General features: G+C 66.2%; 21 protein-coding genes. 12 read left to right on the plus strand and 9 right to left on the minus strand.

What is annotated here, in order from left to right:
- Positions 1 to 8 precede the first annotated feature (8 nt).
- Positions 9 to 587, plus strand: coding sequence for an amino acid synthesis family protein (locus RZE77_RS11995; RefSeq protein ID WP_319442037.1), 579 nt, complete (start codon positions 9 to 11; stop codon positions 585 to 587).
- Positions 587 to 1,597 carry a zinc-dependent alcohol dehydrogenase family protein gene (locus RZE77_RS12000; protein ID WP_319442038.1) on the plus strand — a complete coding sequence of 337 codons (1,011 nt, stop codon included), beginning with the start codon at positions 587 to 589 and terminating at the stop codon, positions 1,595 to 1,597. Before RZE77_RS11995 ends, RZE77_RS12000 begins: the two co-directional genes overlap by 1 nt.
- 289 nt (positions 1,598 to 1,886) lie before the next feature.
- Here RZE77_RS12000 and RZE77_RS12005 read toward each other — a convergent pair whose 3' ends face one another.
- Positions 1,887 to 3,104 (minus strand): site-specific integrase, encoded by a 1,218-nt coding sequence (locus RZE77_RS12005; RefSeq protein WP_278880314.1) that lies wholly within the window; start codon positions 3,102 to 3,104, stop codon positions 1,887 to 1,889.
- Between the two features lie 95 nt (positions 3,105 to 3,199).
- On the opposite strand from RZE77_RS12005, the gene dusA reads away from it, so the two are divergent.
- A complete protein-coding gene (dusA, locus tag RZE77_RS12010; protein ID WP_319442039.1) occupies positions 3,200 to 4,201 on the plus strand; it encodes a tRNA dihydrouridine(20/20a) synthase DusA in 1,002 nt (333 codons plus the stop codon).
- A gap of 12 nt (positions 4,202 to 4,213) precedes the next feature.
- Here the strand turns inward: dusA and RZE77_RS12015 are convergent, their stop codons facing one another.
- Positions 4,214 to 5,095 carry a TauD/TfdA dioxygenase family protein gene (locus RZE77_RS12015; protein WP_319442040.1) on the minus strand — a complete coding sequence of 294 codons (882 nt, stop codon included), beginning with the start codon at positions 5,093 to 5,095 and terminating at the stop codon, positions 4,214 to 4,216.
- Between the two features lie 35 nt (positions 5,096 to 5,130).
- Positions 5,131 to 6,177 carry a tripartite tricarboxylate transporter substrate binding protein gene (locus RZE77_RS12020; RefSeq protein WP_319442041.1) on the minus strand — a complete coding sequence of 349 codons (1,047 nt, stop codon included), beginning with the start codon at positions 6,175 to 6,177 and terminating at the stop codon, positions 5,131 to 5,133.
- An 89-nt stretch (positions 6,178 to 6,266) separates the two neighbouring features.
- Here RZE77_RS12020 and RZE77_RS12025 point away from each other — a divergent pair, with 89 nt between their 5' ends.
- Complete coding sequence (locus RZE77_RS12025; protein WP_319442042.1) at positions 6,267 to 7,052, plus strand: IclR family transcriptional regulator; 786 nt, start codon at positions 6,267 to 6,269, stop codon at positions 7,050 to 7,052.
- Positions 7,053 to 7,175: 123 nt separating this feature from the next.
- Here RZE77_RS12025 and RZE77_RS12030 read toward each other — a convergent pair whose 3' ends face one another.
- Positions 7,176 to 7,823 (minus strand): GntR family transcriptional regulator, encoded by a 648-nt coding sequence (locus RZE77_RS12030; RefSeq protein WP_012747247.1) that lies wholly within the window; start codon positions 7,821 to 7,823, stop codon positions 7,176 to 7,178.
- Positions 7,824 to 7,950: 127 nt separating this feature from the next.
- Here RZE77_RS12030 and scpA point away from each other — a divergent pair, with 127 nt between their 5' ends.
- The 7 genes from scpA to RZE77_RS12065 all read left to right on the plus strand — a co-directional run bounded on the left by scpA (position 7,951) and on the right by RZE77_RS12065 (position 16,969).
- Positions 7,951 to 10,113, plus strand: a complete 2,163-nt coding sequence (scpA, locus tag RZE77_RS12035; RefSeq protein WP_319442043.1) for a methylmalonyl-CoA mutase — start codon at positions 7,951 to 7,953, stop codon at positions 10,111 to 10,113.
- Between the two features lie 8 nt (positions 10,114 to 10,121).
- The gene (locus tag RZE77_RS12040) at positions 10,122 to 10,598 is read left to right on the plus strand and encodes a GNAT family N-acetyltransferase (protein WP_319442044.1); all 477 of its coding nucleotides are present in this window, start codon (positions 10,122 to 10,124) and stop codon (positions 10,596 to 10,598) included.
- 47 nt (positions 10,599 to 10,645) lie between these two features.
- Positions 10,646 to 11,644, plus strand: a complete 999-nt coding sequence (gene meaB / locus RZE77_RS12045) for a methylmalonyl Co-A mutase-associated GTPase MeaB (RefSeq protein WP_319442345.1) — start codon at positions 10,646 to 10,648, stop codon at positions 11,642 to 11,644.
- Positions 11,645 to 11,684: 40 nt separating this feature from the next.
- Entirely contained in the window at positions 11,685 to 13,229 is a 1,545-nt protein-coding gene (locus RZE77_RS12050; RefSeq protein WP_319431939.1) for an acyl-CoA carboxylase subunit beta, read from the plus strand.
- Between the two features lie 17 nt (positions 13,230 to 13,246).
- Positions 13,247 to 15,295 (plus strand): acetyl-CoA carboxylase biotin carboxylase subunit, encoded by a 2,049-nt coding sequence (gene accC, locus RZE77_RS12055; protein WP_319442045.1) that lies wholly within the window; start codon positions 13,247 to 13,249, stop codon positions 15,293 to 15,295.
- 139 nt (positions 15,296 to 15,434) lie between these two features.
- Positions 15,435 to 16,481 (plus strand): biotin synthase BioB, encoded by a 1,047-nt coding sequence (gene bioB, locus RZE77_RS12060; RefSeq protein WP_319442046.1) that lies wholly within the window; start codon positions 15,435 to 15,437, stop codon positions 16,479 to 16,481.
- Entirely contained in the window at positions 16,478 to 16,969 is a 492-nt protein-coding gene (locus tag RZE77_RS12065) for a VOC family protein (RefSeq protein WP_319442047.1), read from the plus strand. The genes bioB and RZE77_RS12065 overlap by 4 nt, the downstream gene beginning before the upstream one ends.
- On the opposite strand, the gene RZE77_RS12070 is transcribed toward RZE77_RS12065, so the two are convergent.
- Positions 16,959 to 17,456: an Lrp/AsnC family transcriptional regulator gene (locus RZE77_RS12070; RefSeq protein ID WP_319442048.1), complete on the minus strand. Its 498-nt coding sequence runs from the start codon at positions 17,454 to 17,456 to the stop codon at positions 16,959 to 16,961. The genes RZE77_RS12065 and RZE77_RS12070 overlap by 11 nt on opposite strands.
- Before the next feature lie 115 nt (positions 17,457 to 17,571).
- On the opposite strand from RZE77_RS12070, the gene yedA reads away from it, so the two are divergent.
- A complete protein-coding gene (gene yedA / locus RZE77_RS12075) occupies positions 17,572 to 18,498 on the plus strand; it encodes a drug/metabolite exporter YedA (protein WP_319442049.1) in 927 nt (308 codons plus the stop codon).
- A 12-nt stretch (positions 18,499 to 18,510) separates the two neighbouring features.
- Here the strand turns inward: yedA and RZE77_RS12080 are convergent, their stop codons facing one another.
- The 4 genes from RZE77_RS12080 to RZE77_RS12095 form a co-directional block, all read right to left on the minus strand.
- Positions 18,511 to 19,149 carry a LysE family translocator gene (locus RZE77_RS12080; protein ID WP_319442050.1) on the minus strand — a complete coding sequence of 213 codons (639 nt, stop codon included), beginning with the start codon at positions 19,147 to 19,149 and terminating at the stop codon, positions 18,511 to 18,513.
- Positions 19,146 to 19,784 (minus strand): RnfABCDGE type electron transport complex subunit B, encoded by a 639-nt coding sequence (locus RZE77_RS12085; RefSeq protein WP_319442051.1) that lies wholly within the window; start codon positions 19,782 to 19,784, stop codon positions 19,146 to 19,148. The genes RZE77_RS12080 and RZE77_RS12085 overlap by 4 nt, the downstream gene beginning before the upstream one ends.
- Positions 19,781 to 21,196 (minus strand): polyhydroxyalkanoate depolymerase, encoded by a 1,416-nt coding sequence (locus RZE77_RS12090; protein WP_319442052.1) that lies wholly within the window; start codon positions 21,194 to 21,196, stop codon positions 19,781 to 19,783. The genes RZE77_RS12085 and RZE77_RS12090 overlap by 4 nt, the downstream gene beginning before the upstream one ends.
- 158 nt (positions 21,197 to 21,354) lie before the next feature.
- Positions 21,355 to 22,551 carry an amino acid aminotransferase gene (locus tag RZE77_RS12095; protein WP_319442053.1) on the minus strand — a complete coding sequence of 399 codons (1,197 nt, stop codon included), beginning with the start codon at positions 22,549 to 22,551 and terminating at the stop codon, positions 21,355 to 21,357.
- Between the last annotated feature and the right edge of the window lie 46 nt (positions 22,552 to 22,597).

Raw genomic sequence — 22,597 nt, forward strand, 5'->3', positions numbered from 1 at the left:
ACCATTCCATGTCCCTGATCGACATTCGCAAGCGCAGCCTTTCCATAGAAACCATTTATCACGAGGGCGGCCCGGCGGCCGCAACGCCGCTCAGGTTGGCGGCCGCCTGCGCGGTCATCCGCAACCCTTATGCAGGAGGGTACGAACCGGACCTGATGCCCTTCATGGCTGAACTGCGCTCGCTCGGCACGCTGCTGGCCACCGAGCTGGTCGAAGTGCTCGGCCGGGACAAGGTCGAGGTCTACAGCAAGGCCGCGATCGTGGGCGTGAACGGCGAGCTGGAGCACGGCGCCGTCTGGCACGAAGCCGGAGGCTGGGCCATGCGCGACGTGCTCGGCGAGCCGAAGGCGATCGTGCCGTCGGCCAAGGCGGTGGCTGCCACCGGGTACAGGCTCATGGTGCCGCTGCACTACATCCACGCCGCATACGTGCGCAGCCACTACAACTCGATGGAGATCGGCATCCAGGATGCGCCGCGGCCGAACGAGATTCTCTTTGCGCTGGTGATGGGCACGGGAGGGCGGGTGCATGCACGCCTGGGCGGGCTCACCAAGGAACAGGTGTCCGTGCACGACGGGCAGCGCTGATGCACACCCCCATGAAGGCGATCCAGCTCCAGGCACCAGGCGGCCCAGACGTTCTGCAACTGGTGGAACTGCCGCTGCCGCAGCCGCAGGCGGGCGAAGTGCGGGTCAAGGCCATGGCCATCGGCGCCGGCGGGCCCGACGTGCTGATTCGCAACGGCACCTACAAGTGGATGCCGCCGATGCCGGCGATTCCCGGCAACGAGATGGCCGGCGTCGTCGATGCCGTCGGCCCCGGCGTTTCGGCGCTGCACGTCGGGCAGCGCGTGCTTGTGAGCGCGCGGGAACTGAAGCAGCGCGGCGGCTGCTACGCCGAAGCCATCTGCGTGCCCGAGGCCGCGCCCTTCGTTCTTCCCGATGCGATCCGCTTCGAGGATGCCGTGAGCCTCGGCAACTTTCAGCTTGCGCTGGCCATGCTGTCGAGCAACGGCAACCTGCCCGCGCAATCGATCCTGATTCCCGGCGCGGCCGGCGGCGTGGCCACGGCGCTGGTGCAGGTGGCGCGCGACCGCGGCCTGCGCGTGATCGGCACCGCCTCCACCCCGCAGAAGCGGGATTTTGCGCTGGCCAACGGCGCGCACGAGGTCATCGAGAGCGACGCGCGAGGCCTGACCGACAAGGTGATGCAGCTCACCGGCGGGCGCGGCGTGGACCTGGCCTTCGACCACCTCGGCGGCGATCTCTTCGTCGCCTGCCTGCGTGCACTGGCACCGTTCGGCATGGTGGTTTCGTACAACATCGTCAGCGGCCCACCGTCGAGCGATGTATTCGGCGAGCTTCGGGCGCTCCTCGGCAAGAGCCTGGCGGTGCGCACGTTCTCGATCCACGCGGTGGACGCGGACGCCGTACAGCGCCGCGGCCTCATGGAGTCGGCCATCGCCCTCATGGCCGAGGGCCGCGTGCATGCGCCGAAGGCGACACTTTTTCCTCTTGCGGAAGCACGCTACGCGCACGAACTGCTCGACAGTGGAGGCACGCTCGGGAAGATCATTCTGCTGCCTCGCGGCACATGAACTCTCTGCTTGACGCAGCTTTCAAAAATTGTGCTGAACGTCGACACCCATGGCGCGCACCTATGTCATACCGTCGAAAACGGAGAACAGGTGGACGAACTCCAGGGTCGACAAGGTTCCAAAAGCGAAGTCAAACTGTTTGTTGGCCCCAGCTCAACGCCATCAAACCTGACACGCGTGCCGGTCAGATAGCTCCGTGTGATTTCATGGGCAAGCAGGACTTGGTGCAAGTCGGCCAGGTGTGATCGGTAGAAGGGCGTCTGTTGAAGTGGCACGATCCGAAGTCAAACTAGATTGAAGCGCTCGGTCTGAGGGCTTCATGTTCATGACGTGGCCTTGTAATTTGCGAAGGGCGGGCCGAATTGGGTTGTGAGGCGCGGCGCTCCGAACCACTCCATGCACCCAAAGCGATGTCTGCGGGCGTCGGGCCAGTGTGTAGATCAAGCGACGGTGGAATGTGCTTTGGTCTGACGTCGCGCAGGTGCTCTGGCCTCAGATGGGTGTATCGCTTGAGCATCTTCCAATCCTTGTGCCCAGTCACCAGCGCAGCCTGTTCGATGGTGAAACCCGCCTCGAAGAGACGACTGGCAGCTTCGTGCCGCAGATCATGGAACTTGAGGTTCTTGATCCTCAATTCCTTGCATGCCCGACGGAACGCGGTCCCGACAGAGCGGCCGTTGTACGGAAAGACCAGGCTGCTGTTCCCGGAGAACGGTTTCTGCTCCTCGAGAATGGCCCAGGCATCGAATCCGGTGACATCGAGCAATGGCACCTTCTGGTCATTGCCGTTCTTGTCCCGTGGATCTTTCCGGTCACGCACGATCACGGTACGAGCCTTGGCATCGATGTCCTCCCATCGGATGCGGCAGATCTCGTCCTGGCGCATCGCGGTGGCGATTGCGAATCGCATGATTCGCCCCAGCGGGATGATCTGCCGCGAATTGCCGGCGAAGTAGTCGGCAAGCGCTTGCAGTTCGTCGAGGGTAGGCCGCCGGTCCCGTTCTCGCCCCTTGCCGACTAGGCCCAGGCGCTTGAGCGCGATACGGGCCAGATCGATGGGCTCTACTTGAACACGAACCCCGTGAACGGCCGCCGCGTGAGAAACTACCAGCTTGATGTAGCCGATGTCCATGCTGATGGTGACGGGGCCGGCGCCTTCCTTGGCGCGGTCCTTGCCGAACTGGATGAGCCGCTCGCGCGTGAGGTCCTTCAGCTTCAGCTTGCCCAGCTTCGTCTTGAGCGCATCGAGGGTGAAGGCCTTGGAACGCCGGGGCGCCCGCAGCACCTCCTTCATGTCGGTGACGTGCAGATCGATCAGGTCGCCAAGTGTGGTCGGGTCCTTGGTCTTTGAGCGGCTGGCGGGCTCGCCCAGATCGATGCGGCGCTCGGTCGCGAGAGCCCACTCCTGGGCGTCCCTGTGCCGTCGAAAGGTTTCGCTCGCATAGACACCCTTGCGGCGGACTTGCGCGCGCCAGTTGCCGGACGGAAGCTGCTTGAAGGTGGGCATTTCGTGTGCGCTATGTGTGCACTGACAGGGCGAAATGGGGCGTATTCGGGCGTTTTGGAGTGCACACGAGCGTGCACACGCGGGGTTCTAAGTGTATGAATGATATCGCTAACTCGTTGAATTTAAAAGAGAAAATCGTGTCAGTCGCTCCGATGATGGATTGGACGGACCGCCATTGCCGTTACTTCCATCGCCTGATGTCGCGCCATGCGCTGCTCTATACCGAGATGGTGACCACCGGCGCGCTGGTGCATGGCGACGTCCCGCGGCACCTGCGCTTCAACGTGGAAGAGCATCCCGTGGCCCTGCAGCTGGGCGGCAGCGAGCCGGCCGACCTCGCGCATTGCGCCAGGCTCGGCGAAGAGTGGGGCTATGACGCGATCAACCTCAACTGCGGCTGCCCCAGCGAGCGCGTGCAGCGCGGCGCCTTTGGTGCCTGCCTGATGGCCGAGCCGGCGCTGGTGGCCGATTGCGTGAAGGCCATGGTCGACGCCACCCGCCTGCCGGTCACGGTCAAGCACCGCATCGGCATCGACAAGATCGAGAGCTACGAGTTCGTGCGCGACTTTGTCGGCGCGGTGAGCGAGGCCGGCTGCCGGGGCTTCATCGTGCATGCGCGCAACGCGTGGCTGCAGGGCCTGAGCCCGAAGCAGAACCGCGAGATTCCGCCGCTGCGCTACGAGCTCGTGCACCGCCTGAAGCACGAATTTCCGGAGCTGGATTTCTCGATCAATGGAGGCATCTCGGCCAACGCACAGGTGCATGAGCACCTGCGGCTGCTCGACGGCGTGATGGTCGGCCGCGAGGCCTACCACAACCCCTGGTGGCTGGCCGAGTGGGATGCGGAGTTCTACGGCGCCGCGCCGCAGCCGCTGACGCGCGAGGACGTCGAATCGCTGATGTGCGACTACATGGTCCGCGAGGCCGCCGAACACGGCACGCAGTGGTCGTCGATCGCGCGGCACATGCTGGGCCTGCGCAACGGCCTGCCCGGCGCGCGCCGCTGGCGCCAGGTCTGGAGCGACCATCGGCTCAAGGCGCGTCCGCCGCACGAGGTAATGGCGCTGGCGCACGAGCCCGCGGCGCAGGAGGCCTGAAGCCGGGCGGCTTCAAGCTGCCATCAGCGTGGCCTCGGGCACGTCCTCGATGGTGGTGCGGCGCAGCTCGCGGCGCTCGCCGATGTCGTAGCGCCGGCCGCGGTGCAGGGTGCTGCGGTTGTCCCACATCACGAGGTCGCCCACCTGCCATTCGTGCGTGTAGACGAATTCGCGGCGGGTTGCATGCTCGAGCAGATCGGATAGGAACATGCGCCCCTCGGCCACCGGCCAGCCGATGATCTCGCGTGCATGCACGCCCACGAACAGCAGCTTGCGGCCCGAGCCCGGGTGCGTCTGCACCAGCGGCCACACGGCGGGTGGAATGGCTTTCTTCTGGTCGTCGGTATAGGCCTCGTCGCCCAGCAGGATGCGGGTGTGCAGTGCATAGTGCTCGGCGCACAGGCTTTCGATTTCCGAGCGGGTGCGCTCGGGCAGCGCGTCGTAGGCGGCGCGAAGATCCGCGAACTCGGTGTTGCCGCCCCAGCTCGGCAGCACCAGCGCATGCAGCATCGAATAGGCGGCGCGCGGGTTCTGGAAGGAGCTGTCGCTGTGCCAGAGCTGGTTGGCAAAGTTCGACAGGTTCTTGGGCGAATCGCGGCGCGCCACCTTGCCTTCCGCATCGACGTTGGAGATGTCGATGAGCCGTTCGTCCTCCAGCCGCTCGGGGCGTTTGAAGACCTTCTTCAGGCCCAGGTCGAGCGGTCCGAACGCCTTGGCGAAATCGATCTGCTGCTGGCCCGTGAGCGGCTGTCCGCGCCACACCAGCACGGCATATCGGTTCATGGCCGCGTTGATCTGCTTGACCTCGGAGGGCGAGAGCGGCTGCGTGATGTCGATGCCGCGCGCCTCGGCGGCGAAGAGCGGGTGCAAGGGGGTGAGTTCGAGGGAGGACATGAGTCTTGCCGATGGAGGATGGGAAATGGCGATGCCTATTCGGCCTGGATGCCGGCTTCGGCGATCACGCGCGACCAGCGCTTCATCTCGCTCTGGACGAACGCGTCGAACTGCGCGGGCGCGGACGCCACCACTTCCATGCCCTGTTCCTCGACGCGGCGGCGCATCTCGGGGTCGTGCAGCACTTTTGCGGTGTCGGCCTGGATCTTCGCGACCACTGCCGCCGGCGTGGCGCGCGGCGCGACGAAGCCGAGCAGGGCGCTCACGTGGAATCCCGGCAGGGTCTCGGCCACGGTCGGATAGTCGTAGCCCGGAATCCGCTTCTCGCCGAGCGTGGCGATCATCTTCATGCGGCCCGCCTTGACGTAGGGCAGCACCGAAAGAAAGGGGTCGAACACGAGGTCGAGGCGCCCGCCCAGCAGTTCGGTGTGCGCCGGCGCGCTGCCCTTGAAGGGCGCATGCAGCATGTCGAAGCCCGCTTCGCGCTTGAGCAGCTCGGCACCCAGGTGCGTGGTGCTGCCGGCGCCGGGCGTGCCGTAGCTGAGCTTGCCCGGGTTCTTCTTCGCGTAGGCGACGAGCTCGGCCAGCGTGCCGAAGGGCGCGTTGGGTCGCGCGACGATCGCGAGCTGCAGGTTGGCGATCTGCGTGATGCCCGCGAGGTCTTTCACCGTGTCGTACGGAAGGCTCTTGCGCAGCGATGGGTTGACCGCAAAGGACGAATTCACCATGCCGAAGGTCAGCCCGTCGGCCGGCGCCTTGGCGACGAAGTCGACGCCGATGGCCGTGCCGGCCCCCGGCTTGTAGTCGACGAGCACCGGCTGGCCCCACATCTCCTGCAGCTTGAGCGAGATCAGGCGCGCGACCGTGTCGGTCGGTCCGCCGGGGGCAAAGGGGACGATGAGCTTGACGGGGCCGTTGGGATAGCCGCTCGCGTCGCCCGCGGTGGCAGCCGGGGCGGCCGCCGCAAAGCCGGACAGCGCCAGGCTGCTTCCCGCCAGCAGGAGCAGGCGCCGGTCTCGCGAGGGAAAAAGGGCGGTTGAGCCGCCTGCAGAATGTCTTGTATTTCTGTATAAATGGAACATTGTTCCGAAATAATGATTCCCGAGCGCCGGCACGTCAACCGTTTTTTGCTGAAGAATGAACGAACATCAAAAAAAAAGGGTTTGGATACATGAATGACGCGATTGGCGGCAAAGAAGAAGTCAGCGCGCTTGCCAGGGGGCTGGCCTTGCTCAAGGTCATCGGAATGGCAGCCGCACCCATCAGCAATCGCGACCTGGCCGAAACCACCGGCATCCCCAAGGCCACCGTGTCCCGCCTCACGGCCACGCTGGTGGCCGCGGGCTACCTGAAGCAGTCGCAGGACAGCGACCGCTTCAGCCTCGGGCCGGCGCTGCTCGACATGAGCAGCCGCTACCTGCGCCATTTCGACCTGCGGACGGTGGCCCGGCCGCATCTGGCGGAACTGTCCGAATTTGCCGGCGCCAGTGTCCACATGGGCGTCCGCGACGAGCTCGACATGCTCATCATCGATTCGCTGCGCCCCCGTTCCGCGCTGATCAGTTCGCGCATCGAAGTGGGCTCGCGCATGACCATCGCTACCTCGGCCGCGGGCCGCGCCTACCTGGGCGCGCTACCCGCCGCCGAGCGGGCCGAAGTGCTGGAGCAGATCCGCCTGGAAAGCGGCGAGAACTGGCCCTCGATCGAACCGCGCCTGATGGCCGGGCTCGACGAATACGCGCGCCTGGGCTATTGCAGCTCGTTCGGCGAGTGGCATCCGCACATCCACGCCCTGGGCTTTGCGCTCAAGGGCCCGCGCGGCGAGCGCTACGGCGTGAGCTGCGGCGGCCCCGCCTACCTGCTGCCCAAGGACGTCATGCTAGGCCGCGTGGCCCCCAGGCTCTTGGAAACAGCCCAGCGAATCTCCCAGGAAACCGGCACCACCGGCACCGACTGACCCGCGATGGTGCCCCGGATCTGTTCGTGAAACACCGAGGATCCGGCTCTGCCGGTCCTCCGGTGTTGCCCCCGGAAGGGGGTTGGCGAAGCGACACGAAGTGCGCGAAGACTGGGGGAGAGCCTAATTCGCGGCTTCCAGGCCGTTCGTGAAGTGCTCGCGCATCCGCGCCATCGCCGCGGCGGCATCCCGCGCCTCGATGGCCGCCATCACCGACCGGTGCTCCGCGAGCGATTCCGCGATGCGCCCCGCCTTCAGCAGCGAGTTGTGGCGGTTGAGCTTCATCACCTTGCGCAGGTCGGCCACCATCTGGTCGCGCCACTTGTTGTTCGCAATCGCCAGAAGGCACATGTGGAAGCGTTCGTTGACCGCGAAGAAATGCTCGCGGTCTTCCTTGCCCGGGGCGCCTGCCGCTTCGAGTTCGGCATGCAGCGCCTTCAGCTCCGCGCGCTGGGCCTCGCTGGCGCGCTCGGCCACCACGCCGGCCGCATCGCTTTCCAGCAGCGAGAGCAGGTGGTAGACGTCCGCCAGGTCCTGCTCGGACACCTCGGTGACGTAGGCGCCGCGCCGCACCTTCATGGTCACCAGGCCTTCGGCCGCCAGCACCTTCAGGGCTTCGCGCAGCGGCGTGCGGCTGATGCCGTATTCCTCGGCCAGCTTGAGTTCGTCGATCCAGCTGCCCGGCTCGAGCTCGCGGCGGAAGATCCGCTGGCGCAGCAGTTCGGCCACCTCTTCATAGAGGGCGCGCGGGGTGAGGGTGAGGGCGGACATGGGGCGGACTGTACCGCAAAAACGGGTTTGAATTAATAATTATGGATCGGTTAGACTCGCTGCCGGCTTGCAAATCCCTTGCAGGCGAATTTGCGACTACCCTGCAAGACACTGCGAAAAGCCCCTCATGAGCAGCAAACCCGAACCCACCTTCAAGCCGGCCAACCTCGACGACTGGGCCAAGGCCGCCGCCAAGTCGGCGCCGGGCGGCGACCTGGGCGCGCTCAACTGGCTCACGCCGGACGGCATCACCGTGAAGCCGCTCTACACCGCGGCCGACCTGCAGGGCCTCAAGTACACCGACACGCTGCCCGGCTTCGAGCCCTACCTGCGCGGCCCGCAGGCCACCATGTACGCGGTGCGCCCCTGGACCATCCGCCAGTACGCGGGCTTCTCGACCGCCGAGGAATCGAACGCCTTCTACCGCAAGGCGCTGGCCGCCGGCGGGCAGGGCGTGAGCGTGGCCTTCGACCTGGCCACCCACCGCGGCTACGACAGCGACCATCCGCGCGTGACCGGCGACGTCGGCAAGGCCGGCGTGGCGATCGATTCGGTCGAGGACATGAAGATCCTGTTCGACCAGATCCCGCTCGACAAGGTGAGCGTGTCCATGACGATGAACGGTGCCGTGCTGCCGGTGCTGGCAGGCTACGTGGTCGCGGCCGAAGAGCAGGGCGTGAGCCAGGACCAATTGAGCGGAACCATCCAGAACGACATCCTCAAGGAGTTCATGGTCCGCAACACCTACATCTTCCCGCCCGCGCCGAGCATGCGGATCATCGGCGACATCATCGAGTACACGGCGCAGAACATGCCCAAGTTCAACTCGATCTCGATCAGCGGCTACCACATGCAGGAAGCCGGCGCCAACCAGGCGCTGGAGCTGGCCTTCACGCTGGCCGACGGCAAGGAATACGTGAAGACCGCGCTGGCCAAGGGCCTGGACGTCGACGGCTTTGCCGGGCGCCTGAGCTTCTTCTGGGCCATCGGCATGAACTTCTATCTCGAAGTGGCCAAGATGCGCGCCGCGCGCCTCTTGTGGTGCCGCATCATGAAGGAGTTCGAGCCGAAGAACCCCAAGAGCCTGATGCTGCGCACGCACTGCCAGACCTCGGGCTGGTCGCTCACCGAGCAGGACCCCTACAACAACGTGGTGCGCACCACCATCGAGGCCATGGCCGCGGTGTTCGGCGGCACGCAGAGCCTGCACACCAATGCGCTCGACGAAGCGATTGCGCTGCCGACCGAGTTCAGCGCCCGCATCGCGCGCAACACGCAGCTCATCATCCAGGAAGAAACGCACATCACGAACGTGGTCGACCCCTGGGCCGGCAGCTACATGATGGAGAAGCTCACGCAGGACATGGCCGACGCGGCCTGGGCCATCATCGAGGAAGTCGAGGCGATGGGGGGCATGACCAAGGCAGTGGACAGCGGCTGGGCCAAGCTCAAGATCGAGGCGGCCGCCGCCGAGAAGCAGGCGCGCATCGACTCCGGCAAGGACGTGATCGTGGGCGTCAACAAGTACAAGCTCAAGACCGAGGACGCGATCGACAGCCTCTCCATCGACAACGTGATGGTTCGCGAACAGCAGGTGGCGCGCCTGCAGAAGATCCGCGCCTCGCGCGACGGCGCCAAGGTGCAGGCCGCGCTCGATGCGCTCACCGAAGCCGCCGAGAACGGCACCGGCAACCTGCTGGCGCTGAGCATCGACGCGGTGCGCGCGCGCGCCACTGTCGGCGAGATTTCCGACGCCCTCGAAAAATCATTCGGCCGCCATCGGGCCGACACGCAAAAGGTGACCGGTGTGTACGCAGCTGCCTACGACTCGGCCGAAGGCTGGGAAACCCTCAAGACCGAGATCAACGCCTTTGCCGAGGAACAGGGCCGCCGCCCGCGCGTGATGATCTCCAAGCTGGGCCAGGACGGCCACGACCGCGGCGCCAAGGTGGTGGCCACGGCCTTCGCCGACCTGGGCTTCGACGTCGACATGGGGCCGCTGTTCCAGACGCCCGAGGAATGCGCGCGGCAGGCCATCGAGAACGACGTGCATGCCGTCGGCGTGAGCACGCTCGCGGCCGGCCACAAGACGCTTGTGCCCGCCATCATCAACGAGCTCAAGAAGCAGGGCGCAGACGACATCATCGTGTTCGTCGGCGGCGTGATTCCGCGGCAGGACTACGACTTTCTCTACGAGGCCGGCGTCAAGGGCATCTATGGTCCGGGCACGCCTATTCCGGCCAGCGCCAAGGACGTGCTGGAGCAGATCCGCGCGGCGGTTTCGGCCTGAGAAGCAGCGTGGGCGATCTCTTGTCGCGGCTGTCGCTGCAGCCGGTTGAATCCAGCGATTTCGAGGCCATGCTGGCCCTGCGCGTCGATGCGATGCGCCCCAGCCTGGAGCGCGTGGGGCGCTTCGACCCGGCGCGCTCGCGCGAGCGGCTGCAGGCCGGTTTCATCGTGCCCTTCATGCACCACATCGTGCTCGACGGTGAACTGCGCATCGGCTTCGTCACGCTCAAGCCCGAGGACGCGGATGCGCTGCGGCTGGACCATCTCTACCTGCGCACCGGCTTCCAGGGCCTGGGCATCGGCGAGTGGGTGCTCGAGTGGGCCAAGTCGCAGGCGCGCGAGCAGCGGCTGGACATCAAGCTCACGGCGCTCGTGCAGAGCGATGCCAACCGCTTCTACCTGCGGCACGGCTTCGTGCTCGAGGGCGAAGAGGGCGTCGACCTGCACTACCGCTGGCGCGTGTCGTCCCCGGAGGACGCGTGCTGAACAAGCCGGCGGCTGCACTGGAGCGCGCGATTGCCGGATCGGACGGCATGGCACAGCGCCGCGCGATAGCCAAGGCCATCACGCTGCTCGAATCGACTCGCGCCGACCACCGCGCGCAGGCCGACGAGCTGCTCACCGCGCTGCTGCCGCGCACGGGCAATTCGTTTCGCCTCGGCATCTCTGGCGTGCCGGGCGTCGGCAAGTCGACCTTCATCGAGACGCTGGGCCTGCTGCTGATCGGCAAGGGCCACCGGGTGGCGGTGCTCACCATCGATCCCTCGTCCACTGTCTCGGGCGGCTCCATCCTGGGCGACAAGACGCGCATGGAGCGGCTCTCGGTGCACGAGCGCGCCTACATCCGCCCCAGCCCCTCGAGCGGCACACTCGGCGGCGTGGCCGAGAAGACGCGCGAGGCCATGCTGGTGTGCGAGGCCGCTGGCTACGACATCGTGATCGTCGAGACCGTGGGCGTGGGCCAGAGCGAAACCGCCGTGGCCGGCATGACCGACATGTTCGTGCTGATGCAGCTGCCCAATGCGGGCGACGACCTGCAGGCCATCAAGAAGGGCGTGATGGAACTGGCCGACCTCGTCGTCATCAACAAGGCCGACATCGACAAGGACGCCGCGACGCGTGCGCAGGCCCAGATCACCTCTGCCCTGCGCCTCTTCGGCCACCAGGGCAACCCGGACCATGCGCATGCGGCGCACGACGCGCACAGCGGCGCGGAAGTGCGCTTCTGGCTACCCAGGGTGCTGCAGCTCAGCGCACTGGCCGGCACCGGCGTCGATGCCTTCTGGGATGCCGTCACGCAATTCAGGCAGCTGCAGAGCGCCAATGGCAAGCTCGCCAGGCGCCGCGAGAAGCAGGCCACCGCGTGGATGTGGGAACGCATCGACGCCGGGCTCAAGCAGGCTTTCAGGCAGCACGCGCAGGTGCGCGAACTGCTGCCGCAGCTCACGCGGCAGGTGGCGGAGGGTGCGCTGCCCGCATCGACGGCGGCGCGCCAGCTGCTTGCGGCGGCCGCCATCACCGCCAGGCCATGACCCCACACCAAATTCAGGACCACAGCTTCGGAAGCACACCATGCAAGAACTGATCGAACAACTCGAAAAGCGCCGCGCCCAGGCGCGCCTGGGCGGCGGGCAGAAGCGCATCGACGCGCAGCACGCCAAGGGCAAGCTCACGGCGCGCGAGCGCATCGAGCTGCTGCTCGACGACGGCACCTTTGAAGAATGGGACATGTTCGTCGAGCACCGCTCGGTCGATTTCGGCATGGCCGAGCAGAAGATCCCGGGCGACGGCGTGGTCACCGGCTACGGCATGATCAACGGCCGTCTCGCCTTCGTCTTCAGCCAGGACTTCACGGTCTTCGGCGGCGCGCTCAGCGAAGCGCATGCCGAGAAGATCTGCAAGGTGATGGACCAGGCCATGAAGGTCGGCGCGCCCGTCATCGGCCTCAACGATTCGGGCGGCGCGCGTATCCAGGAAGGCGTGGCCTCGCTCGGCGGCTATGCCGACGTGTTCCAGCGCAACGTGATGGCTTCCGGCGTGGTGCCGCAGATCAGCATGATCATGGGTCCGTGCGCGGGCGGCGCGGTGTATTCGCCCGCCATGACCGACTTCATCTTCATGGTGAAGGACTCGAGCTACATGTTCGTCACCGGCCCCGAGGTGGTGAAGACCGTGACGCACGAGAGCGTCACCGCCGAAGAGCTGGGCGGCGCCGTCACCCACACCACGCGCAGCGGCGTGGCCGACATGGCGTTCGAGAACGACGTCGAGGCGCTGATGATGCTGCGCCGCCTGTACAACTACCTGCCGCTCAGCAACCGCGAGAAGCCGCCGGTGCGCCTGGGCAACAACGGCCAGGGCGACCCGGCCGACCGGCCCGACTATTCGCTCGACACGCTGGTGCCCGACAACCCGAACAAGCCCTACGACATCAAGGAGCTGATCCTCAAGGTGGTGGACGACGGCGACTTCTTCGAGCTGCAGCCCGACTACGCGAAGAACATCGTGATCGGCTTCGCGCGCATGGAAGGCCAGACCATCGGCATCGTGGCCAACCAGCCGCTGGTGCTCGCGGGTTGCCTGGACATCAAGAGCAGCATCAAGGCCGCGCGCTTCGTGCGCTTCTGCGATGCCTTCAACATCCCGGTGGTCACCTTCGTCGACGTGCCCGGCTTCATGCCCGGCACCGGCCAGGAGTACGGCGGCATCATCAAGCACGGCGCCAAGCTGCTCTACGCGTACGCGGAGTGCACCGTGCCCAAGATCACCGTCATCACGCGCAAGGCGTACGGCGGCGCCTACGACGTGATGGCCTCCAAGCACCTGCGCGGCGACGTCAACCTCGCCTGGCCGCGCGCCGAGATCGCGGTGATGGGTGCGAAGGGCGCGGTGGAAATCATCTTCCGCGAGGACAAGAACGACCCCGAGAAGCTCGCCGCCCGCGAGGCCGAGTACAAGGCGCGCTTCGCCAATCCGTATGTGGCGGGCGCCCGCGGCTACATCGACGACGTGATCCTGCCGCACGAGACGCGCAAGCGCATCTGCCGCTCGCTGGTGATGCTGCGAGACAAGAAGCTCGAGAACCCGTGGCGCAAGCACGGGAACATTCCGCTCTGAGAGTGCAGGACAAAAACATGTTCAAGAAAATCCTGATCGCCAATCGCGGCGAAATCGCCTGCCGCGTCATCCAGACGGCCAAGAAGATGGGCATCCTCACCGTTGCCGTCTATTCCGACGCCGACAAGGAAGCCCGCCACGTCGAACTGGCAGACGAGGCCGTGCACATTGGCGCCGCGCCGAGCCGCGAGAGCTACCTGCAGGCCGACCGCATCATCGAGGCCTGCAAGAAGACCGGCGCCGAGGCCGTGCACCCGGGCTATGGCTTCCTCTCGGAGAACGAGGCCTTCGCGCGCAAGGTCGAGGAGGAGGGCATTGCCTTCATCGGACCCAAGCACTATTCGATCGCGGCCATGGGCGACAAGATCGCCTCCAAGAAGCTCGCAAACGAGGCCAAGGTCAACACCATCCCGGGATGGAACGACGCCATCGAGACGGCCGAGCGCGCGGTCGAGATCGCCAAGGACATCGGCTACCCCGTGATGATCAAGGCCTCGGCCGGCGGCGGCGGCAAGGGCCTGCGCGTGGCCTACAGCGACAACGAGGCCTTCGAGGGCTTCACCTCCTGCCGCAACGAGGCACGCAACAGCTTCGGCGACGACCGCGTGTTCATCGAGAAGTTCGTCGAGGAGCCACGCCACATCGAGATCCAGGTGCTGGGCGATTCGCACGGCAACGTCATCTACCTGAACGAGCGCGAATGCTCGATCCAGCGCCGGCACCAGAAGGTGATCGAGGAGGCGCCTTCGCCCTTCATCAGCGACGCCACGCGCCGTGCGATGGGCGAGCAGGCGGTGCAATTGGCCAAGGCCGTGAAGTACCAGAGCGCGGGCACGGTGGAGTTCGTGGTCGGCAAGGACCAGAGCTTCTACTTTCTGGAGATGAACACGCGGCTGCAGGTGGAGCACCCGGTGACCGAATGCATCACGGGGCTCGACCTGGTCGAGCTGATGATCCGCGTGGCGGCCGGCGAGGAACTGCCGCTCACGCAGGAACAGGTGAAGCGCAATGGCTGGGCCATCGAGTGCCGTATCAACGCCGAGGACCCGTTCCGCAATTTCCTGCCTTCGACCGGCCGCCTCGTGAAGTTCCAGCCGCCGGCCGAGACCATGTTCGCGGCCGACACCGAGCGCCTGAACGGCGTGCGCGTGGACACCGGCGTGTACGACGGCGGCGAGATCCCGATGTACTACGACTCGATGATCGCCAAGCTCATCGTGCACGGCAAGGACCGGCAGCACGCGATTGCTCGCATGCGCGAGGCGCTCAACGGCTTCGTGATCCGCGGCATCAGCAGCAACATTCCGTTCCAGGCCGCGCTGCTCGCGCATCCGAAGTTCGTGGCGGGCGATTTCAACACCGGCTTCATTGCCGAGCACTACGGCAAGGGCTTTCATGCGGAAGACGTTCCGCACGCCGATCCTTCGTTCCTGATCGCGCTTGCGGCCTATGTGCACCGCCGCTACCGCGCGCGGGCCTCGGGCATCAGCGGGCAACTCGAAGGCCATGGCGTGAAGGTGGGCGAGCAGTTCGTGGTGGTGGAACTGGGGCCTGAGGGCAAGCACGTGCACCATCCTGTTTCGGTCACCGACTTCCATGGCAAGACCGGCGCCAGCGCCGTGGCGGTGGGCGGCAAGAACTACAAGATCGACAGCGGCTTTGCGCTCGGCGCCATTCGCGTGCAGGGTACGGTCAACGACAGGCCCTTCACCGCGCAGGTGGAGCGCGGGGCCGGCAAGAACCCGCTGGCGCTGCGCGTGTCGCACGACGGCACGCAGGTCGAGGCGATGGTGCTGTCGCCCCGGGGCGCGCGCCTGCTCGAGCTGATGCCCTACAAGGCGCCGCCCGACCTGAGCAAGTTCCTGATGTCGCCGATGCCGGGCCTCCTGGTCGAGGTGTCGGTGCAGCCGGGGCAGCAGGTGCGCGCCGGCGAGAAGCTGGCCGTGATCGAGGCCATGAAAATGGAGAACGTGCTGTTCGCCACGCAAGACGGCGTGGTCGGCAAGGTTTCGGCCAACAAGGGCGAGTCGCTCGCGGTCGATCAAATCATTCTGGAGTTTGAATAAAGCTCACCCCCAGGCTTCGCGCACTTCGTGTCGCTTCTCCAGCCCCCTTCCGGGGGCAACACCTGCGGCCCGGCGAAGCCGGTTCCGCGGTGTTTCCCGAACAGGCAACGCTTCGGGCAGTTATGAAAGATTCACTAATATGACGACCTCCGATCTTTTTTTTGAAGCGCCCATCTCGGCGCCTGTCACGCTGCACCGGCCCGCAAAGCCGGTCACGCCGCAAGGCCCGTGGACGATCGAGGCGATACAGGCGCTGCTCGACAAGCCGCTGATGGACCTGCTGTTCGAAGCGCAGACGGTGCATCGCCAGCACTTCCCGGAAGGCGACATCGAGCTGGCGACGCTGCTCTCGGTCAAGACGGGCGGCTGTCCCGAGAACTGCGGCTACTGCCCGCAGTCGGCCGAGTTCGACACCGGCGTGAAGGCGCAGAAGCTCATGGAAGTGGACGAGGTGGTGCGCGCCGCGCAGGCCGCCAAGGACGCCGGCGCCACGCGCTTCTGCATGGGCGCCGCATGGCGCGCGCCGAAGGACCGCGACGTCGAGAAGGTGGCCGTGCTGGTCGAGGCCGTGAAGGGGCTGGGCCTGCAGACCTGCGCCACGCTCGGCATGCTGGAGCCGCACCACGCGCACCAGCTCAAGGCCGCGGGCCTGGACTACTACAACCACAACCTCGACACCGCGCCCGAGTACTACACCGACGTGGTCGACACGCGCACCTACCAGGACCGGCTCGATACGCTGGCCCATGTGCGCAGCGCCGGCATCAGCGTGTGCTGCGGCGGTATCGTCGGCATGGGCGAGCAGCCGGTGCACCGCGCGGGACTGATCGCGCAACTGGCCAATCTGGATCCGTACCCGGAGTCGGTGCCGATCAACAGCCTGGTGCGCGTGCCGGGCACGCCGCTGGCCGATTCGGAGCCGGTCGATCCCTTCGACTTCGTGCGCATGATCGCGGTTGCGCGCATCACGATGCCGACCGCACGCGTGCGCCTCTCGGCGGGCCGCCAGCAGATGGGCGATGCGGTGCAGGCGCTGTGCTTCATGGCTGGCGCCAACTCGATCTTCTATGGCGACAAGCTGCTCGTCACCGGCAACCCCGACGTCGAGGCCGACACGGTGCTGCTGCGCAAGCTCGGCCTCAATGCGCGGCAGGTGCAGGAGGAGCCGGAAGGTTGCGCCGCATGACCACCGCCGTCGCACGCCCCTTCAAGGTGCTGGGCATCCAGCAGATCGCCATCGGCGGCCCCGACAAGCTGCGCCTGCAGAAGCTCTGGGTCGACATGCTGGGGCTCGAGGTCACGGGCACCTTCAAGAGCGAGCGCGAGAACGTCGACGAGGACATCTGCTCGATGGGCAGCGGGCCGTTCAAGGTCGAGGTCGACCTGATGCAGCCGCTCGACCCCGAGAAGAAGCCGGCCGTGCATGCGACGCCGCTCAACCATGTGGGCCTGTGGATCGACGACCTGCCCAGGGCCGTCGAGTGGCTCACCGCGCAGGGCGTGCGCTTTGCGCCCGGCGGCATCCGCAAGGGCGCGGCGGGTTTCGACATCTGCTTCCTGCACCCGAAGGCGAACGACGAGTTTCCGATCGCGGGCGAGGGCGTGCTGATCGAGATGGTGCAGGCGCCGCCGGAAGTGGTGGCGGCCTTCAGCGCGCTGGCCACTACGCGTTGAGCACCTTCCTGATCGGCGGCTTCACGTCCGAATGCCGAGGCGGCAGCATCGGCTGGTGCTCGCGCGCCGGGTTCAGGATGATCGAGGTGGCCGTTTCGGTGAGGATGCAGAACTTGGTGACCACTGCATCGAGGTGACTCACGTCGATGACCGCGATCTCCAGGATCCAGCTGTCGTCGCCGGTCACGTTGTAGGCATTGACGCATTCGGGCGTCTGCTGCACCAGTTCCACCACGCGCGCATAGTCGGCGCGGCCCACGCGGATGATGGCGCGGATGCCGTAGCCGAGCTTGCCGAGGTTCACGGTCGCGCGGTAGCCGCTGATCACGCCCGCGGCCTCGAGCTTCTTCACGCGCTCCGTCACGGCCGGCTGGCTCAGGTGCACGCGGCGGCCGAGCTCGGCCATGGTGAGCCGCGCATCGGCCTGCAGTTCGGCCAGGATGCGGGTGTCGTGCGCATCCAGCGCGGGGTTCAAGCTGAAGTCCATGCAACTCCTTCAAATCGACGGTGTGAAACGCAAAGAACCATGAAATGTGCATGGTTGCGAGAAGATTGCTTTCATACCATGGACGGCGTTTCCATACCAACAAGACAACACCGACATGCCCACTCTCGCATCCCCCGCCCAAGCCGCGTCCGGTCCCGCGCGCACCGCACTGCCGCCGCTGCTGTGGCTCTGCCTGGCCGCCACCTGGGTGGTCTGGGGCTCGACCTATCTTGCGATCAAGTACGCGCTGGTCAGCTTTGCGCCGTTTCTTCAGATGGGCTCGCGCTTCCTGTTCGCGGGCGTGCTGCTCGCCGCCTGGATGCGCTGGCGCGGCGCGGCCTGGCCCTCGCGCCTGCAGTGGCGCAATGCCCTCGTGGTCGGCACGTTGATGCTGGGTGGCGGCATGGGCGGCACGGCCCATGCCGAAGTGTCGATCGGCTCCGGGCTGGTGGTGGCCTTCATCGCGGTGGTGCCGCTGCTGATTGCGCTGCTCAACCTGATCTGGGGCGTGAAGCCGACGCGGCTGGAGGCGGCGGGCATTGCGCTCGGCCTCGTGGGCGTGCTGATGCTGACCCAGGGCAGTGGCTTCCAGTCGTCGCCCGCGGGCTTGGCGGCAATTTCCATTGCCTGCATCTGCTGGTCGATGGGCAGCGTGCTGAGCCAGCGCAGCCTGCCGCTCGCGCCCGGCGCGATGGGCTTCGCGAGCGAAATGATCTGCGGCGGCGTGGTGCTGCTGGTGCTCGCGGCCCTCTCTGGCGAACAGCTGGTGTGGCCGCCGCAGCCCGTGGCCGCTGCCGCCTGGCTGTACCTCGTGGTGTTCGGCTCGCTGATCGCGTTCAACGCCTACATGGTGCTGCTCGCGAAGGCGCCCGCTGCATTGGCCGCGAGCTACACCTTCGTCAATCCGGTGATCGCGATGCTGCTGGGCGTGTGGATTGCCAACGAGACGGTGACAAGCTTCGAGTGGTATGCGGTGGCCGTGGTGTTGGCCGGTGTTTTGCTGCTGCTCTTCAAGCGCCCGCAGAAGGCGCAAGAGAACTGAACCCCGCGCCGTTCAGGTGCCCGGGCGGCGCCAGAAGGCCAGCGTTGCGGCCAGCAGCCACATGCCGGCCGCACAGCTGCGGTTCAGCATCTTGAGGCCGCGGCGCGAGAGCCAGCGCACGGCCTGCGTTCCGGCGGCCGCATAGGCCAGCATCACGCAGGTGTCGAGCGCCACGAAGATCGAGCCGAGCAGCAGGTACTGCGTGCCCTGCGGCTTGGCGATGTCGATGAACTGCGGCAGGAAGGCTGCGAAGAACAGCACGGTCTTGGGGTTCGACAGCGCCACGAGCAGGCTGCGCATGAGCGCGATGCGGCCATGCGGGCGAACCTCGATGGCGGATTTGGCCAGCGCCGCGCCAAGGTCGGCCTCTTCGCTGCGCCACAGCTTGACGCCGAGCCAGACCAGGTAGGCCACACCTGCCATGCGGATCGCGTTGAAGAGCAGTTCGGATGCGGCCAGCAGCGAGCCCAGCCCGAGCGCAACCACTGCGATCAGCGTGATGCTCCCGAGCGACGCGCCGGCAATGCCCCAGCTCGCGCGGCGCATGCCGCCGTCGATGCCGTTGGACAGCGCCAGCAGCATCGTCGGGCCGGGGATCACGGCCAGTGCGAGCGAGGCGACGACGTAGATCAGCAGGGTGTCGAAGGTCATGGCTTGGCGGTGGGTGGGCGTTGTTGTTGCGAGGCGGCGCGGGCACGCGCCAGCGCGGCTTCGACGATGGACCGCTTGCGCGTGTCGGCGGCCTGCGGCTGCGCGACGGTGGGGGCTTCTTGCTCGCTCTTGCGCTTGTCCGCGCGGCGGTGCTCGCCGTGCAGCTTGTAGCGCCGCAGCGCGGCTTCGGCCTGCACTTGCGACCAGGCCTGCCAGCCGCTGCGGCCCGGCGTCTCGACCTCGAGCGAGATGCAATCGACAGGGCAGACCGGAATGCAGAGCTCGCAGCCCGTGCAGTGCGCTTCGATCACGGTGTGCATGCGCTTGTTGATGCCCACGATGGCATCGGTGGGGCAGGCATCGAGGCAGAGCGTGCAGCCGATGCACCAGGCTTCGTCGATGACCGCCATCGCGCGCGGGCCTTCGGTGCCGAACTGCGGATCGAGCGGGAGCGGCTCGCGGCCCGTGAGCCGCGCCAGCCTGGCCACGCCTTCGGCGCCGCCGGGCGGGCACTGGTTGATGCCCGCCTGGCTGTCGGCCACGGCCTGCGCATAGCCGGCGCAATCGGGGTAGCCGCAGCGTGTGCACTGCGTCTGCGGCAGTGCATCGTGGATGCGTGCGGCCAGCCCGTTCACTTCCTGCGTGCCGCGGGCTTCTTGGCGGCGGCAACCGCCACCGCTTTCCTCGCTGCGACATTCTTGCCGGCGGCCACGGCCGCCGTGCTCCGGCCCGGCTTGATGCGGTCTTCGGCCGGCAGGCTTTCGCGTGCGCCGGCGCGGCGCTGGGGCTGGTCGTGGGCTGCGATGAACTTCATCACCTTGGGGTAGACCAGGTCGCGCCAGCGGCGGCCGCTGAAGATGCCGTAGTGGCCCGCGCCCTTGACTTCGTAGTGTTCGCGCTGCGAATCGGCAATGCCGGTGCAAAGGCTGTGCGCGGCCTCGGTCTGGCCCGAGCCCGAAATGTCGTCGAGTTCGCCCTCGACGGTCAGCAGCGCGGTCGAATGGATGTCCTGCGGACGCACGCGCTCGATCTGGCCCTTGGGGTTCTTGACGTCCCAGGTGCCGTTCACGAGTTCGAAATCCTGGAACACGGTGCGGATGGTGTCCAGGTAGTAGTCGGCGTCCATGTCGAGCACGGCGTTGTACTCGTCATAGAACTTGCGGTGGGCCTCGGCGCTTGCGTCGTCGCCCTTGATGAGGTCCTTGAAGTAGTCGTAATGGCTCGACGCGTGGCGGTCGGGGTTCATGGCCACGAAGCCCGTGTGCTGCAGGAAGCCCGGGTACACGCGCCGGCCTTCGCCCGGGAAGCCCTGCGGCACCCGGTAGATCACGTTGTTCTCGAACCACTCGAAGCTCTTGTTCATCGCGAGGTTGTTGACCGCGGTGGGCGACTTGCGCGCGTCGATCGGGCCGCCCATCATCGTCATGGTCAGGGGCAGCGGCTCGCCGCGGCTCGCCATCAGCGACACGGCCGCCAGCACCGGCACGGTCGGCTGGCACACGCTCACCACGTGGCAGTTGCCGTACTCGGCCTGCAGCCGGCGGATGAATTCCTGCACGTAGTTGATGTAGTCGTCGAGGTGGAACTCGCCCTCCGACATGGGCACGAGGCGCGCGTTCTTCCAGTCGGTGATGTAGACCTTGTGGTCCTGCAGCATGGTGCGCACGGTGTCGCGCAGCAGCGTGGCGTAGTGGCCCGACAGCGGCGCCACGATCAGCACCACGGGCTGGCTCTTGAGCGTCTTGAGGATGTGCGGCTCGTCGGTGAAGCGCTTGAAGCGGCGCAGCTCGCAGAAAGGCTTGTCGAGCTCGACAGCCTCCTGGATGACCACGTCTTCGCCCTCGACCTTCACGGACTTGATGTTGAACTCGGGCTTCTCGTAATCCTTGCCGAGGCGATAGAGCAGGTCGTAGCCGGCCGCCATGCGCTGGGCCATGGGCAGCTGGCCCCACACCGCGCCTTGGCCATAGAGCTTGGAAGCCGCTTGCGCGAAGTCCGAAAACGGTTCCATGAGGGAACGCTGGGCTTCATAGAGTTGATAGAGCATCGCTGGTCTTGGAGTGGAATGTTGCAATGCAATATATCAGCGCATTCGCTGACTTGCAGGGGGCCTAACCCCTACACCGGCCCTGCTGAAAGGGCCGTTTTCAGGCCAAGAATGTGAAGGAATCGTAAAACGCAGATTCCCTCACACCTTGCTGACGCCTAGATGACCTTGGCGATCGATGCGCAGACGTAGTCGATGTTTTTGCTGTTGAGCGCGGCCACGCACATGCGGCCGGTGTCGGTGCCGTACACGCCGAACTCGTTGCGCAGGCGCACCATCTGGTCCTTGCTGAGGCCCGAGTAGCTGAACATGCCGATCTGCGTGGTGATGAAGCTCATGTCTTCCTTCACGCCGGCGGCCTTGAGGCCGTCGACCAGCTTCTGGCGCATGGCCTTGATGCGCACGCGCATTTCGCCGAGTTCCTTTTCCCACAGGGCGCGCAGTTCAGGGTTGCCGAGCACCGCGGCCACCACGGCGCCGCCGTGGATCGGCGGGTTGCTGTAGTTGGTGCGGATCGCGATCTTGAGCTGCGACAGCACGCGGCCGGCTTCTTCCTTGTTCTCGCACAGCACCGAGAGGGCGCCCACGCGTTCGCCGTAGAGGCTGAAGCTCTTCGAGAACGAGGTCGAGACGAAGAAGGTCAGGCCCGCGTCGACGAACTTGGCGACGGCCGCGCCGTCTTCCTTCAGGCCGTAGCCGAAGCCCTGGTAGGCCATGTCGAGGAAGGGCACCAGGCCCTTGGCCTTGACCGCGGCCACGACCTGGTCCCACTGCTCGGACGTGATGTCGTAGCCGGTCGGGTTGTGGCAGCAGGCGTGCAGCACGACGACGGTGCCGGCGGGCGCCGCGTTGAGCGCGGCCAGCATGCCGTCGAAGTTGACGCCGCGCCTGGCGGCGTCGTAGTAGGGATAGCTTTCGACTTCGAAGCCCGCGTTGGTGAACAGGGCGCGGTGGTTTTCCCAGCTCGGGTCGCTGATCAGCACCTTGGCCTTGGGGTTGAGCTTCTTGAGGAAGTCGGCGCCGACCTTGAGGCCGCCGGTGCCGCCGATGGCCTGGATGGTGGCCACGCGGCCCGATTGCACCGGCTCGCTGTCGGCGCCGAAGACCAGGCCCTTGACCGCGTTGTCATACGCCACGATACCGTCGATCGGCAGGTAGCCGCGCGCGGTGGGCGCCTTCATCATGTTCTGTTCGGCCGCCTGCACGCACTGCAGCAGCGGCAGCTTGCCGTTGTCGTCGTAGTAGACGCCGACGCCGAGGTTGACCTTGTTGGGGTTGGTGTCGGCTGCAAACTGCTCGTTGAGGCCGAGGATCGGGTCGCGCGGTGCCATTTCGACCGCGGTGAACATAGACATGGAGAAAGTCCTTTGGGATGAAAGCTTCGCTGGCAACCGGACTTGC

The sequence above is a fragment of the Variovorax sp. SPNA7 genome, assembly GCF_033807855.1.
Lineage (GTDB): Bacteria > Pseudomonadota > Gammaproteobacteria > Burkholderiales > Burkholderiaceae_C > Variovorax > Variovorax beijingensis.

Coding starts and splice junctions, on each gene's coding strand:
- RZE77_RS12025 (WP_319442042.1), top strand. CDS start 6,267: ATGAATGACGCGATTGGCGGCAAAGAAGAAGTCAGCGCGCTTGCCAGG.
- RZE77_RS12030 (WP_012747247.1), bottom strand. CDS start 7,823: ATGTCCGCCCTCACCCTCACCCCGCGCGCCCTCTATGAAGAGGTGGCC.
- RZE77_RS12015 (WP_319442040.1), bottom strand. CDS start 5,095: ATGTCCTCCCTCGAACTCACCCCCTTGCACCCGCTCTTCGCCGCCGAG.
- RZE77_RS12095 (WP_319442053.1), bottom strand. CDS start 22,551: ATGTCTATGTTCACCGCGGTCGAAATGGCACCGCGCGACCCGATCCTC.
- RZE77_RS12090 (WP_319442052.1), bottom strand. CDS start 21,196: ATGCTCTATCAACTCTATGAAGCCCAGCGTTCCCTCATGGAACCGTTT.
- RZE77_RS12005 (WP_278880314.1), bottom strand. CDS start 3,104: ATGCCCACCTTCAAGCAGCTTCCGTCCGGCAACTGGCGCGCGCAAGTC.
- RZE77_RS12020 (WP_319442041.1), bottom strand. CDS start 6,177: ATGTTCCATTTATACAGAAATACAAGACATTCTGCAGGCGGCTCAACC.
- RZE77_RS12065 (WP_319442047.1), top strand. CDS start 16,478: ATGACCACCGCCGTCGCACGCCCCTTCAAGGTGCTGGGCATCCAGCAG.
- scpA (WP_319442043.1), top strand. CDS start 7,951: ATGAGCAGCAAACCCGAACCCACCTTCAAGCCGGCCAACCTCGACGAC.
- yedA (WP_319442049.1), top strand. CDS start 17,572: ATGCCCACTCTCGCATCCCCCGCCCAAGCCGCGTCCGGTCCCGCGCGC.
- accC (WP_319442045.1), top strand. CDS start 13,247: ATGTTCAAGAAAATCCTGATCGCCAATCGCGGCGAAATCGCCTGCCGC.
- RZE77_RS12000 (WP_319442038.1), top strand. CDS start 587: ATGCACACCCCCATGAAGGCGATCCAGCTCCAGGCACCAGGCGGCCCA.
- RZE77_RS12080 (WP_319442050.1), bottom strand. CDS start 19,149: ATGACCTTCGACACCCTGCTGATCTACGTCGTCGCCTCGCTCGCACTG.
- RZE77_RS12070 (WP_319442048.1), bottom strand. CDS start 17,456: ATGGACTTCAGCTTGAACCCCGCGCTGGATGCGCACGACACCCGCATC.
- bioB (WP_319442046.1), top strand. CDS start 15,435: ATGACGACCTCCGATCTTTTTTTTGAAGCGCCCATCTCGGCGCCTGTC.
- RZE77_RS12050 (WP_319431939.1), top strand. CDS start 11,685: ATGCAAGAACTGATCGAACAACTCGAAAAGCGCCGCGCCCAGGCGCGC.
- RZE77_RS11995 (WP_319442037.1), top strand. CDS start 9: ATGTCCCTGATCGACATTCGCAAGCGCAGCCTTTCCATAGAAACCATT.
- dusA (WP_319442039.1), top strand. CDS start 3,200: ATGAATGATATCGCTAACTCGTTGAATTTAAAAGAGAAAATCGTGTCA.
- meaB (WP_319442345.1), top strand. CDS start 10,646: ATGGCACAGCGCCGCGCGATAGCCAAGGCCATCACGCTGCTCGAATCG.